This window comes from Pseudomonas sp. BIGb0381, from assembly GCF_024809815.1.
In the GTDB taxonomy this organism is placed as follows: Bacteria; Pseudomonadota; Gammaproteobacteria; order Pseudomonadales; family Pseudomonadaceae; genus Aquipseudomonas.
In genome coordinates this window covers 980,155-993,159 of the sequence record NZ_JANUEN010000001.1, presented here as the reverse complement: position 1 = coordinate 993,159, position 13,005 = coordinate 980,155, and the positions used below count along the sequence as shown (strand labels likewise).

The following is a 13,005-nucleotide window of genomic DNA, read 5'->3' as shown; positions in this document are numbered from 1 at the left end:
AAGCGCAGCATTCTGCGCGACCTGCCGTTATTGCCCTGAAAAAAGGCTGGGTTCGGCCTGGACCAAAGCAAAGCGCGGCACCTGCTCACCGTCAACTTCGACGGTCTCCAGGAACATGCTCACGGGGCGCACCCAAAAGCCGTAATCGCCATACAGTGCTTGGTAGAACACCACTTCCTCTTCGGTCTCGGAATGCCGTGCCACGCTGAAAACGCGGTACTGCGGACCTTTATAATGCTGGTAGAGCCCTGGTTCGACTTTCATGCTCTGGCCCCCTTACAAAATTTGTTAAAAAAAAATATTAAAAATTCCAAAAAACAAAAACCGGGGCACTGGGCCCCGGCTTCCGTCAACTCAACGCTTAGACGCGTTCGAAGACGGTGGAAATGCCTTGGCCGAGACCAATGCACATGGTTGCAACCCCAAGGTTACCGCCATTTTGCTTCATCACGTTCAGCAAAGTGCCGGAAATACGTGCACCGGAGCAACCAAATGGGTGGCCCAGGGCAATCGCACCGCCGTGCAGGTTAACCTTCTCATTCATCTTGTCGAGCACTTTCAGATCTTTCAACACCGGCAGGGCCTGTGCGGCGAAAGCTTCGTTGAGCTCGAAGAAGTCGATATCGGAGATAGTCAGGCCTGCGCGCTTCAAGGCTTTTTGTGTCGCCGGTACTGGACCATAGCCCATGATTGCCGGGTCCACACCCGCCACGGCCATCGAGCGAATCACCGCCAGCGGCTGGATACCCAGGTCCTGGGCACGCTGAGCCGACATCACGATCATGCACGAAGCGCCATCGGTGATTTGCGACGAAGTGCCGGCGGTCACGGTGCCGCCCTTCGGATTGAAGGCAGGCTTGAGGGCCGCCAGGCTTTCCAGAGTGGTATCCGGACGAATGGTTTCGTCGTAGTCGAACAGCTTGAGGAAACCGTTCTCGTCGTAGCCGTTCATCGGGATGATTTCATCCTTGAACTTGCCTTCCACGGTCGCCTTGTGGGCGAGCTGGTGGGAACGCACGCCGAACGCGTCCTGGGCTTCACGGGTAATGCCATGCATCTTGCCGAGCATTTCCGCGGTCAGGCCCATCATGCCCGAGGCTTTTGCCGCGTACAGCGACATATGCGGGTTCGGATCGACACCGTGCATCATGCTGACGTGGCCCATGTGCTCCACGCCACCGACCACGAACACGTCACCGTTACCGGTCATGATCGCCTGGGCGGCGGTGTGCAGCGCGCTCATGGACGAGCCACACAGGCGGCTGACGGTCTGGCCGGCAGCCGTGTGCGGGATCTGCGTCATCAGCGACGCCATGCGCGCGATGTTCCAGCCCTGCTCCAGGGTCTGGTTGACGCAGCCCCAGATCACGTCTTCGACTTCGTTCGGGTCGACCTTGACGTTGCGTTCCAGCAGCTTGCTGATCAGGTGCGCCGACATGTCTTCGGCACGGGTGTTGCGGTGCATGCCGCCCTTGGAGCGGCCCATCGGTGTGCGACCGAAGTCGACAATCACCACGTCTCTTGGATTCAAGCTCATAAATATTCTCGCTCTAGTCGTCTGGGCGCTTAACCGAAGAAGCTCTGGCCGTTTTTGGCCATTTCACGCAGCTTCGCGGTCGGGTGGTACAGCGGGCCCAGATCAGCGTATTGATCAGCCAGGGCAACGAACTCGGCCACACCGATCGAGTCGATGTAACGCAGTGCACCACCACGGAACGGAGGGAAACCAATACCGTACACCAGGCCCATATCGGCTTCGGCGGCGGTTTCAACGATGCCGTCTTCCAGGCAACGCACGGTTTCCAGGCACAGGGCGATCATCATCCAGTTGATGATGTCCTCGTCGGACACCTCACGCTGCTCGTAGATGACCGGCGCGAGTACTTCGTGCACCGAAGGGTCGGCCACTTTCTTCTGCTTGCCCTTCTTGTCCGCCTCGTAGGCGTAGAAGCCTTTGCCGTTCTTCTGGCCCAGGCGCTTGGCCTCGTAGAGCGCGTCGATCGCGGAGCGGCGGTCGTCTTTCATGCGGTCCGGGAAGCCTTCAGCCATCACGTCACGACCGTGGTGGCCGGTGTCGATGCCGACCACGTCCATCAGGTACGCCGGGCCCATTGGCCAGCCGAATTTTTCCATGACCTTGTCGATGCGCACGAAGTCCACACCGGCACTCACCAGCTTGGCGAAACCGCCGAAGTACGGGAACAGCACGCGGTTGACCAGGAAGCCTGGGCAGTCGTTGACCACGATCGGGTTCTTGCCCATTTTCTTGGCGTAGGCAACGGTGGTGGCAATCGCCAGCTCGCTGGACTTCTCGCCACGGATCACTTCCACCAGCGGCATCATGTGCACCGGGTTGAAGAAGTGCATGCCGACGAAGTTTTCCGGACGCTTGAGGGCCTTGGCCAGCAGCGAAATGGAAATGGTCGAGGTGTTAGACGCCAGGATGGTGTCGTCTTTAACGTGGCCTTCAACTTCAGCCAGTACCGCCTGCTTGACCTTCGGATTCTCGACAACCGCTTCGACCACCAGGTCGACATGGCCGAAATCGCCGTAGGACAGCGTAGGACGGATGCCGTTAAGCACTTCAGCCATCTTCGCAGCCGTCATGCGACCTTTATCAACGCGGCCAACCAGCAGCTTGGCGGCTTCGGCCAGGCCCTGTTCGATCCCGTGCTCGTTGATGTCCTTCATCAGGATCGGCGTGCCTTTAGACGCCGACTGATAGGCGATACCGCCGCCCATGATACCGGCGCCGAGGACGGCAGCCTGCTTCACGTCCTTGGCGATTTCGTCGTAGGCCTTGGCCTTTTTCTTCAGTTCCTGGTCGTTCAGGAACAGGCCGATCAGGCTCTGGGCCGCCGAGGTCTTGGCCAGTTTGACGAAGCCCGCAGCTTCCACTTCCAAGGCTTTGTCGCGACCGAAGTTCGCGGCCTTCTGGATGGTCTTGATCGCTTCAACCGGCGCCGGGTAGTTCGGGCCGGCCTGGCCAGCCACGAAACCCTTGGCGGTTTCGAACGACATCATTTGTTCGATGGCGTTGAGCTTGAGTTTTTCCAGCTTCGGCTGACGCTTGGCCTTGTAGTCAAATTCGCCGCTGATGGCGCCCTTGATCAGGTTCAGCGCGGCTTCGGCCAGTTTGTCCGGAGCCACCACGGCGTCGACGGCACCGACTTTCAGTGCGTCATCAGCACGGTTTTCCTTACCGGCGGCAATCCACTCGATGGCGTTGTCGGCACCAATGATGCGCGGCAAGCGAACGGTGCCGCCGAAGCCTGGGTAGATGCCCAGTTTGACTTCAGGCAGACCGATTTTGGCAGTGGCCGCCATGACGCGGAAGTCCGCCGCCAGGCACATTTCCAGGCCGCCGCCCAGCGCGATGCCATTGATCGCGGCAACGGTCGGTACGTTGAGGTCTTCGAAATCGCTGAAAATCTTGTTGGCTTCGAGGTTGCCAGCCACCAGCTCGGCATCGGGCAGCTTGAAGTTGTCGACGAATTCGGTGATGTCAGCGCCGACGATGAACACGTCCTTGCCGCTGGAGACGATCACGCCTTTGATCGATGCATCAGCCTTGATGGTGTCTACGGCCTGACGCAGTTCGTTCAGGGTTAGACGGTTGAACTTGTTGACGGACTCACCCTTGAGGTCGAACTTCAGTTCGACGATGCCACTTTCAAGAGCCTTAACCGTGATGGCTTTACCTTCGTAAATCATCAACTGATCTCCACGATATGGAAGCTGAACAGTACACATTGGACGCTGGCCTATGCTTGGACATTGATAATTTCGTCAATGCTCAGGCCAATCCGCCAGGCACACCCGCCAATGCGATAGTCGGGGTTCTGTATGAGCGGTCTGACAGACAAACGCTCAATTCATACGCCCGTTTGATTTGGGTACGCCACCTTCATCCAATTCCGAGCAATTGTCAATCGCTCGAAAGCGCTAGGAAAAACGCGACTTTCCAGTCATTTCAGAACCCCACGGCCAGGCCCGCGATTCGTCAATATTCAACTATTCACGAAATCAATAATGAAAAAGATAGGGGAAACCGCTGTACAGATCGGGATATGCCGCTAGGCTAGCGACAACCATAACGCGTCTGGATGAACATCCGACGCGGGAAACACAGATTTACCGGCCTGCCTGGCCAACTCCAGCCCGATGATGCTTTCGGGCTTTTTATTGCCTGGCGTTTAACACCGAAGCATCAGGCCAGGGCCTTGAGCAATTTATCAATGGCCAGCAGGTCGCTCGCCTCGCCCTTCTCGCCCCAGTAAAGGGCGATCATTTGCTTGTCAGCCTCGACCTTGTAGACATTCGCCGGCAGCGTTGCAAAATGCGGCAACAACTTCTCATCGACACACACTTCTCGCCACTGATTGACCCACACGCCCGGCTCCAGTTGCCAGTAACTCCAAACGGCCGGCGTGCTGCCGCGTCGAGGCCGACAGTACTGCGCACACGGGCTCGGCGGCTCTTGCTTGAGCCAGTGCGGCCACTCCTGGGGCGCCAGTTGCATGGCCAGGCCGATGCGGCGTGCCTCCATGCGCAGGGCCATGCGCCCGCTCTGATGGCGCGATGGACGCAGCCATGCCAGAGGGCTCAGAACCACGACAAGGATTGACACCACTATCCAGACCGTCATATGTGTACTCCCGATTTTTCTGATGAGCGGATTTGACCTGACACAACCCTATCCGCTTGAAAGCAGCCATACTGAATCTATTGCAGTCCCCTGGAGGAACGCCCCATGTCCTACGAACATATTCTGGTCGCCGTAGACCTGACCGAAGAGTGCGATCCAGTGATCAAGCGCGCCCGCGCCTTCGCGGTCGCCAGTGGCGCGAAACTGTCCCTGGTGCATATCGTGGAACCCATGGCCATGGCCTTTGGCGGCGACGTGCCCATGGACCTTTCCCAATTGCAGCAACAACAGTTCGACCAGGCCAAGGAGCGCCTTGACCGCTTGATCGTCAAATACCCCGAAGTGACCAAGGAAAATTCCCACCTCACCTACGGCCAGCCCCGCCAGGAAATCCATCACCTGGCTAAGGAACAGCATTGCGACCTGATTGTGGTCGGCAGCCATGGCCGTCACGGTTTGGCGTTGCTGCTGGGCTCTACTGCCAATGATGTGCTGCACGGTGCGCCGTGCGATGTGTTGGCGGTGAAACTGGTTAAAAATACTTAAAGACGCTGAAGACCAAATGTGGGAGGGGCGGTGCGACGATTCGGCTTGCCCCCTCCCACATTTGAAGCGCATTTCATATGAAAAAGCCCGGCGCTCATACAAGAGCGCCGGGCTTTTTTATTGCGCAAAAGTCACTCAGGCATCCAACTCAGCCCAACGCTCAACCAGCACTTCCAGCTCCTGGTTCAACGTCTCCAGGGAGGCGATGACCTTGGCGGTTTCCGCCGCGGGACGCAGGTAGAAACCCGCGTCAGCCATTTCCGCTTCTACCGTTGCGATCTGCTGTTCCTTGGCGTCGATATCACCCGGCAAGGCTTCCAGCTCACGCTGCAGCTTGTAGCTGAGTTTCTTTTTGGCGGCCGGTGCAGCTTCCTGGGCCGGTGCAGCAGCTTCCACCGGAGCCACCACAGCGGAGGTCAGGTCGGCCTTGCCGGACTTGCTCTCTGTCACGCCCAACAGGCGCGGTGAGCCGCCCTGGCGCAGCCAGTCCTGGTAACCACCGACGTATTCACGCACCTTGCCTTCACCTTCGAAGACCAGGGTGCTGGTGACTACGTTGTCGAGGAATGCCCGGTCGTGGCTGACCATCAGCACGGTGCCGTTGAAGGTAAGCAGAACCTCTTCCAGCAGCTCGAGGGTTTCCACGTCGAGGTCGTTGGTCGGTTCGTCGAGCACCAGCAGGTTGGCCGGCTTGCTGAACAGCTTGGCCAGCAGCAGGCGCGCACGCTCGCCACCGGACAAGGCTTTCACTGGCGTACGCGCACGCTGCGGGCTGAACAGGAAGTCGCCCAGGTAGCTGAGTACGTGGCGGCTCTGGCCGTCGATGTCGATAAAGTCGCGGCCTTCGGCGACGTTATCGATCACGGTTTTTTCCAGGTCCAACTGATGGCGCAACTGGTCGAAGTAGGCCACGTCGATGCGCGTGCCTTCTTCCACGGTGCCGCTGGTCGGTTTCAGGCCATTGAGCATCAGTTTGAGCAAGGTGGTCTTGCCGGTACCGTTGGCGCCCAACAGGCCGATACGGTCGCCGCGCTGCAAGACCATCGAGAAGTCCTTGATCAGGAACGGGCCATCCGGGTGATGGAAGCTGACGTTCTCGAGCACCATGACCTGCTTGCCCGACTTATCGGCGGTATCCAGCTGGATATTGGCCTTGCCGGTGCGCTCGCGACGTTCGCTGCGCTCAACGCGCAGGGCCTTGAGGGCACGCACGCGGCCTTCGTTACGGGTGCGGCGCGCCTTGATGCCCTGGCGGATCCAGACTTCTTCCTGGGCCAGTTTCTTGTCGAACAGGGCGTTGGCGGTTTCTTCGGCGGACAGCGCAGCTTCCTTGTGCACCAGGAAGCTGGCGTAGTCGCCGTTCCAGTCGATCAGGCCACCACGGTCCAGTTCGAGGATGCGCGTGGCGAGGTTTTGCAGGAAGGAACGGTCGTGCGTGATGAACAGCACGGCGCCCTGGAAATCCTTGAGGGCTTCTTCCAGCCAGGCGATGGCGCCGATGTCCAGGTGGTTGGTCGGCTCGTCGAGCAGCAGCAGATCCGGCTCGGACACCAGGGCCTGGGCCAGCAGCACACGACGACGCCAGCCGCCGGACAACTCGGCGAGGGTCTTGTCGGCCGGCAATTGCAGGCGGCTCAGGGTGCTGTCGACCAGTTGCTGCAGGCGCCAGCCGTCACGGGCTTCGAGGTCCTGCTGGACATGCATCAGCTTGTCCAGGTCCGCTTCGGTGACGCAGTTCTGCGCCAGGTGATGGTATTGCGCAAGCAACTCACCGACACCGTCCAGGCCTTCGGCAACCACGTCGAACACGGTCCGTCCGTCGGCCACCGGCAATTCCTGCGGCAATTCGCCAATCTTGAGGCCCGGGGCGCGCCATACGGAGCCGTCATCGGGCTTCTGGTCGCCTTTTACCAGCTTCATCATGCTGGACTTGCCGGTGCCATTGCGGCCGATGATGCACACCCGCTCACCACGGGCGATCTGCCAGGACACCTTGTCCAACAACGGCATAGCGCCGAAAGCAAGGGACACATCGCTGAATTTGAGCAGGGTCATACGCTTCTCCAAAAACTGGGCGCGCATTCTACCTGACTTGAGGGGGGGATGCGGCCAGCATTTTCTCTACCGACACGTTCTGTAGGACATTTCCGGCGAACTTGAACGAACCCACTGGCAAAGCTTTCGCCGGCCGCTGGCAAAAGGCTAAGCTAGGGGCAATCAGTGTCGGCGGTGCCGGTGCTAGTCGTGATTTCTCTGCACGGACGTCTCATGCGCAGTCGCCTTTTCAACTTTTTATCTTGTCTGCTTCTTTCCGCCACCGCCGTTCAATCCGCCCAGGCCGTGGACCTCACCACCCAACGTCAATATTACGATGAAGCCAAACGCGCCCTGGCCAAGGGCGATACGGGCCCCTACATGCAATACAGCCAGGCCCTGGCCGACTACCCGCTGACGCCCTACCTGGCCTACGACGAACTGACCGCCCGGTTGAAGACCGCCAGCAACGAGGAAATCGAACAATTCCTCGCCAAAAACGGCGACCTGCCCCAGGCCAACTGGATGAAACTGCGTTGGTTGCGCTGGTTGGCCGACCGTGGCGACTGGCAGACCTTTGAAAAGTACTACGACCCCAAGCTCAACTTCGTTGAGCTGGACTGCCTGCATGGCCAGTTCCAGCTGACCCACAACTTGAAGGCTGAAGGCTACAAAACCACCGAAAAACTCTGGATGACCGGCAAATCCCAGCCGGCCGCCTGTGATGCCACCTTCGGCCAGTGGGCCGCCGACGGCCAACTCACCGAACAAAAAATCTGGGACCGCGCCAAACTCGCCGCTGAAGCACGCAACTACGCGCTGGCCAACAGCCTGGTAAAAACCCTGCCGACCCTGGGTACCCAGGGCCGCCTGATGGTGGACGTGGCGCAAAAGCCCGGCATGCTCAGCGACCCGTCGCGCTTCCTGCCGGCCACGGAGGCGATGTCTGACGCCGTTGGCCTGGGCCTGCGCCGCCTGGCACGCCAGGACCCGGACAAGGCCATGGCCCTGCTCGACGGTTACGCGAGCAGCATGCACTTCTCCCGTGACGAAAAAGTGGCAATTGCCCGTGAAATCGGCCTGACCCTGGCCAAGCGCTTCGACCCGCGCGCGCTTGAGGTGATGACCAAGTACGACCCCGAGTTGCGCGACAACACCGTGTCCGAATGGCGCCTGCGCCTGCTGTTGCGCCTGGCCCGCTGGGAAGATGCCTACCAACTGACGCGCAAACTCCCGCAGGATTTGGCCACCACCAACCGCTGGCGCTACTGGCAGGCCCGCAGCTTGGAACTGGCCGAGCCGAAAAACCCGCAGGCCCTGGTGCTGTACAAGAACCTGTCACGGGAGCGTGACTTCTACGGCTTCCTCGCAGCAGACCGCTCCAAAGCGCCGTACCAGCTGAACAACAAGCCGTTGGTGATGAGCCAGGCACTGATCAACAAGGTGCGTAACACCCCCGGCGTGCGCCGTGCCCTTGAGTTCTATGCCCGTGGTCAGATAGTGGATGGCCGCCGCGAGTGGTACTACGTCAGCCGCCACTTCAACCGTGACGAAATGGTTGCCCAGGCCAAGCTGGCCTACGACATGAAGTGGTACTTCCCGGCGATCCGCACCATCAGCCAGGCGCAGTACTGGGATGACCTGGACATCCGCTTCCCGATGGCCCACCGCGACACCCTGGTGCGCGAAGCCAAGGTCCGTGGCCTGCATTCCAGCTGGGTATTCGCCATCACCCGCCAGGAAAGTGCCTTCATGGACGACGCGCGCTCCGGCGTCGGCGCCAGCGGCCTGATGCAACTGATGCCCGGCACCGCCAAGGACACCGCGCGCAAGTTCAGCATCCCCCTGGCCTCCCCCGCCCAGGTGCTGGACCCGGACAAAAACATCCAGCTCGGCGCCGCTTACCTGAGCCAGGTGCACAGCCAGTTCAACGGCAACCGCGTCCTCGCCTCTGCCGCCTACAACGCCGGCCCCGGCCGCGTGCGCCAATGGCTGCGCGGCGCCGACCACCTGAGTTTCGACGTATGGGTGGAAAGCATCCCGTTCGACGAAACCCGCCAGTATGTGCAGAACGTGCTGTCTTATTCAGTGATCTACGGGCAGAAGCTCAACTCGCCACAGCCGTTGGTGGATTGGCATGAGCGGTACTTTGATGATCAGTAAGGTTTGAAGCAGAAATGAAAATGCCCGCATTGAGAGATGCGGGCATTTTTTATGGGCACCAATATTCAGTGTTCGAGACTTTCCTCAACCCCATCACTGAACTGCAACGCCGCCAACCGCGCATACAGTGGGTTGCTCGCAATCAGCTGCTGGTGCGTCCCCACCGCCACCAGCTTGCCCTGGTCCATTACTGCAATCCGGTCCGCATGCTTCACGGTCGCCAAACGGTGGGCGATGACCAGCGTGGTGCGCCCTTGCATCAACTGCGGCAACGCTTGCTGGATCAGGTGTTCACTCTGGGCATCCAGGGCGCTGGTGGCTTCGTCCAGCAGCAGGATCGGCGCGTCTACCAACAACGCGCGGGCAATCGCCAGGCGTTGGCGTTGGCCGCCGGAGAGGCCCATGCCGCCGTCGCCGAGGTGGGTCTGATAGCCATCGGGCATTTGCAGGATGAAATCGTGGGCGTGGGCAATACGGGCGGCGGCTTCGACTTGCTCGCGAGTGGCCGTCGGGTTGCCGTAGCGGATGTTCTCCTCAACGCTGCCGAAAAACAGCGCCGGGCTCTGAGACACCAGGGCGAAGTGGCGGCGCAGGTCCAGGGGATCGAGATCGGTCAACGCCTGGCCTTCCAGCAGGATGCGGCCTTGCTGCGGATCGTAGAAGCGCAGCAACAGGTCAAAAATCGTCGACTTGCCCGCACCGGACGGGCCCACCAGCGCCAGGGTTTCGCCAGGGTTGATGGTCAGGCTCAAGCCGTCGATGGCATAGCTGTCCGGCCGTGAAGGGTAGGAAAAGCGCAGGTCCTGCAGCTCCATGCGACCGCTGACACGCTCCGGCAACTGCACTTTGCCCGTGGCCGGCGCCTGGATCTCGTTGCTCGACTGCAACAGCTCACCAATGCGCTCCGCCGCACCGGCGGCACGTTGCAATTCACCGAGGACTTCGCTGAGGGTACCGACGGCGCTGCCGACGATCAGGCTGTAGAACACAAATGCGGCCAGCTCACCGCCGGAAATGCGCCCGCTGATCACGTCCATGCCGCCGACCCAGAGCATCACGCCCACCGCACCCAGCACCAGCATGATCACCAGGGTGATCAACCAGGCGCGCTGCGCGATGCGTTTGCGTGCGGTGGAGAACGCCTCTTCCACGGTCACGGCAAAGCGCTGCTCGTCCTGCACCTGATGGTTATAGGCCTGCACGGTCTTGATCTGGCCGAGGGTCTCGGACACGTAGCTGCCCACATCGGCAATACGGTCCTGGCTCAGGCGCGACAAGCTGCGTACACGACGACCGAAGATCAGGATCGGCGCCAGTACCAACGGCAGCGCCACCACCACGATGCTGGTGAGCTTGGGGTTAGTGATGAACAACAGCACGATGCCGCCGATCACCATCAAGGCATTACGCAGGAACAGCGACAGCGACGAGCCGATCACCGATTGCAGCAAGGTGGTGTCGGTGGTCAGCCGTGATTGGATTTCCGAGCTGCGGTTGTTTTCGTAGAAACCCGGGTGCAGGTAGATCAGGTGGTTGAAGACCTGCCGGCGAATGTCCGCCACCACCCGCTCACCGATCCACGACACCAGGTAAAACCGCGCAAACGTGCCCACGGCCAAGCCCAGCACCAACACCATGAACAGGCCGATGGATTGGTTGAGCAGGTGCGGCGACTGTGTCATGAAGCCCTGGTCCACCAGCAGGCGAATGCCCTGGCCCATGGATAAGGTGATGCCGGCGGTGACGATAAGCGCCATCAGGGCACCCAGTGCCTGCCAGCGATAGGGCGCGATAAAGCGACTGGCCAGACGAATCGCGCGGCGTTGACGGACTGAGAACATGAGGGGCATCACCTGATCGGAAAGGGTTGGTACCTGCCTGCTTACATGGGGGGAACTTGGGCGAATAACAATGAGTCAGGTTAATTATGCCCACCGATGCTGACCCCTAGAGGCTATCGGTCTAACGCCCGGCTGGAAATCCTTAGCGGTTTCTGGTGGACTGGATGTTCGAACTGGTGATCTCGTAAGGAGTTGTAACAGCGCGGTCACTCGGGGGTTATACAGTAGGTACACAACCTGATGAGGAGACAGGCCATGACCTTGCAAAATAGCAGCGATGCCAAAATTGAAGTAATCCGCCAGCCACAGCAGTTGCCTTGCTCCGTGATCGACGCCCAGGGCCGCGAAGTGCAGATTACCGAAGAGATGATCCAGCAAGCGTGCCGCGAGCTGGAACAGCGACTGGTCAAGCCTGCCCAGCAAGGCTGAAGCGCCCACGCTCTTTCAAACCCGGCCCAGGTGGCCGGGTTTTTTATTCGGTGTTTAAACGGTTGCCGCGCCCAATGCGGACACGATGCTCGCCAACACCGCCGAATCCCCATTCACAATGCGCACCTTCAAGCCATCGATTTCACGACGCTCCGGATAATGCTTGCGCAGCAAGTCGAACGCCTTGCGTTGTTCTTCGATGGCACCCACCAGGCTACGGCGGAAATCCGCATCATCACGGCGCGGGTCGTACACGCTGCGGCACAACGTCGCGAGTGCCCAGGCCGGGTCGGTCGATGCGTTCAAATGCACTTCGGCCAGCCACGGTTGCGGCAACAAGTCGCTCAACTGAATGCTCTGCTCCTGGCCCAGGTACGCGCAGAACGCCTGATAGATCTGCGCCGTACCGCGCTGCTTGCCGTCAAGGCTATAACCGGCAATGTGCGGGGTGGCCAACACACACAGGTCGGCGAGGTCGACGTCCACCTCGGGCTCGCCTTCCCACACGTCCAGCACCGCTTGCAGGTCTTCACGCGCAAGCAGCACGTCGCGCAGGGCGGCGTTGTCGACCACCGGGCCACGGCTGGCATTGATCAGCCAGGTGCCGGGCTTGAGGCGGCTGAGCCGCTCGCGATCAAACAGGTGCCAGGTGGAACCATTGCCGGACTTGGTCAACGGCGTGTGCAGGCTGATCACATCGCATTGCTCGATGATCTGCTCAAGGCTGACGTAGTCGCCGTCTTCGGCGATCTGTCGCGGCGGGTCGCAGACCAGCACGTTCCAGCCCAGGCCCTTGAGCACTTCGATCAGTCGCCCGCCCACTTCACCGGCGCCGACGACGCCATAGGTACGCTGATTGAGGTCGGCGCCTTCGATCTCGGCCAGGGTTTGCAGGCTGCCCAGCACATAGTCCACCACGCCACGGGCATTGCAGCCGGGGGCGCTGGACCACTGGATACCGGCCTGCTTGAAGTAATCGAGGTCGAGGTGGTCGGTGCCGATGGTGCAGGTGCCGACAAAACGCACCTTCGTGCCGTCCAGCAGGGCGCGGTTGACGTTGGTCACCGAGCGCACCAGCAGTACATCGGCCTGTTCGACGGTGGCACGGTCGATGGAACGGCCGGACACTCGGCGAATCTCGCCAAATCCTTGGAAGAACTCATCGAGCAGCGGAATATTTTCGTCGGCAACAATCAGCATGGCAGGCTCCTTTGGCGGATCAGCAGTGTACAGGGATGCGATCTTCAATGTGGGAGGGGCGGTGGCACGACCGCTTGCTTACAAATCGCTAACACAGGTTTTTTCCTGACCATTACGTCAAGGCGTAGAATCCGCCGGCCTTGC

Annotated in this window: 10 protein-coding genes; 3 read left to right on the top strand and 7 right to left on the bottom strand. The window is 60.2% G+C overall.

Going from position 1 to position 13,005, the window contains the following annotated elements:
* Window positions 1–27 precede the first annotated feature (27 nt).
* The 4 genes from M2397_RS04705 to M2397_RS04690 form a co-directional block, all read right to left on the bottom strand.
* Window positions 28–264: a DUF1653 domain-containing protein gene (locus M2397_RS04705; RefSeq protein WP_184744245.1), complete on the bottom strand. Its 237-nt coding sequence runs from the start codon at window positions 262–264 to the stop codon at window positions 28–30.
* 97 nt (window positions 265–361) lie between these two features.
* Window positions 362–1,537 (bottom strand): acetyl-CoA C-acyltransferase FadA, encoded by a 1,176-nt coding sequence (gene fadA / locus M2397_RS04700; RefSeq protein ID WP_026136849.1) that lies wholly within the window; start codon window positions 1,535–1,537, stop codon window positions 362–364.
* A gap of 29 nt (window positions 1,538–1,566) precedes the next feature.
* On the bottom strand, window positions 1,567–3,714 hold the full coding sequence (gene fadB / locus M2397_RS04695; protein ID WP_131698938.1) for a fatty acid oxidation complex subunit alpha FadB: 2,148 nt from the start codon (window positions 3,712–3,714) through the stop codon (window positions 1,567–1,569).
* Between the two features lie 496 nt (window positions 3,715–4,210).
* Window positions 4,211–4,648, bottom strand: coding sequence for a hypothetical protein (locus M2397_RS04690; protein ID WP_131698937.1), 438 nt, complete (start codon window positions 4,646–4,648; stop codon window positions 4,211–4,213).
* 105 nt (window positions 4,649–4,753) lie between these two features.
* On the opposite strand from M2397_RS04690, the gene M2397_RS04685 reads away from it, so the two are divergent.
* Window positions 4,754–5,194 (top strand): universal stress protein, encoded by a 441-nt coding sequence (locus M2397_RS04685; protein ID WP_131698936.1) that lies wholly within the window; start codon window positions 4,754–4,756, stop codon window positions 5,192–5,194.
* 135 nt (window positions 5,195–5,329) lie between these two features.
* Here the strand turns inward: M2397_RS04685 and M2397_RS04680 are convergent, their stop codons facing one another.
* Complete coding sequence (locus M2397_RS04680; protein WP_131698935.1) at window positions 5,330–7,249, bottom strand: ATP-binding cassette domain-containing protein; 1,920 nt, start codon at window positions 7,247–7,249, stop codon at window positions 5,330–5,332.
* Between the two features lie 213 nt (window positions 7,250–7,462).
* On the opposite strand from M2397_RS04680, the gene M2397_RS04675 reads away from it, so the two are divergent.
* Window positions 7,463–9,391 (top strand): transglycosylase SLT domain-containing protein, encoded by a 1,929-nt coding sequence (locus M2397_RS04675; protein ID WP_131698934.1) that lies wholly within the window; start codon window positions 7,463–7,465, stop codon window positions 9,389–9,391.
* 65 nt (window positions 9,392–9,456) lie between these two features.
* On the opposite strand, the gene M2397_RS04670 is transcribed toward M2397_RS04675, so the two are convergent.
* Window positions 9,457–11,241 (bottom strand): ABC transporter transmembrane domain-containing protein, encoded by a 1,785-nt coding sequence (locus tag M2397_RS04670; protein WP_184744247.1) that lies wholly within the window; start codon window positions 11,239–11,241, stop codon window positions 9,457–9,459.
* Window positions 11,242–11,487: 246 nt separating this feature from the next.
* Between M2397_RS04670 and M2397_RS04665 the strand changes: the two genes are divergently transcribed.
* Window positions 11,488–11,661 carry a PA1571 family protein gene (locus tag M2397_RS04665; RefSeq protein ID WP_053136589.1) on the top strand — a complete coding sequence of 58 codons (174 nt, stop codon included), beginning with the start codon at window positions 11,488–11,490 and terminating at the stop codon, window positions 11,659–11,661.
* A 54-nt stretch (window positions 11,662–11,715) separates the two neighbouring features.
* Here the strand turns inward: M2397_RS04665 and pdxB are convergent, their stop codons facing one another.
* Window positions 11,716–12,861: a 4-phosphoerythronate dehydrogenase PdxB gene (gene pdxB, locus M2397_RS04660; protein ID WP_259242365.1), complete on the bottom strand. Its 1,146-nt coding sequence runs from the start codon at window positions 12,859–12,861 to the stop codon at window positions 11,716–11,718.
* Window positions 12,862–13,005 lie beyond the last annotated feature (144 nt).

Coding starts and splice junctions, on each gene's coding strand:
- M2397_RS04705 (WP_184744245.1), bottom strand. CDS start 264: ATGAAAGTCGAACCAGGGCTCTACCAGCATTATAAAGGTCCGCAGTAC.
- fadA (WP_026136849.1), bottom strand. CDS start 1,537: ATGAGCTTGAATCCAAGAGACGTGGTGATTGTCGACTTCGGTCGCACA.
- fadB (WP_131698938.1), bottom strand. CDS start 3,714: ATGATTTACGAAGGTAAAGCCATCACGGTTAAGGCTCTTGAAAGTGGC.
- M2397_RS04690 (WP_131698937.1), bottom strand. CDS start 4,648: ATGACGGTCTGGATAGTGGTGTCAATCCTTGTCGTGGTTCTGAGCCCT.
- M2397_RS04685 (WP_131698936.1), top strand. CDS start 4,754: ATGTCCTACGAACATATTCTGGTCGCCGTAGACCTGACCGAAGAGTGC.
- M2397_RS04680 (WP_131698935.1), bottom strand. CDS start 7,249: ATGACCCTGCTCAAATTCAGCGATGTGTCCCTTGCTTTCGGCGCTATG.
- M2397_RS04675 (WP_131698934.1), top strand. CDS start 7,463: ATGCGCAGTCGCCTTTTCAACTTTTTATCTTGTCTGCTTCTTTCCGCC.
- M2397_RS04670 (WP_184744247.1), bottom strand. CDS start 11,241: ATGCCCCTCATGTTCTCAGTCCGTCAACGCCGCGCGATTCGTCTGGCC.
- M2397_RS04665 (WP_053136589.1), top strand. CDS start 11,488: ATGACCTTGCAAAATAGCAGCGATGCCAAAATTGAAGTAATCCGCCAG.
- pdxB (WP_259242365.1), bottom strand. CDS start 12,861: ATGCTGATTGTTGCCGACGAAAATATTCCGCTGCTCGATGAGTTCTTC.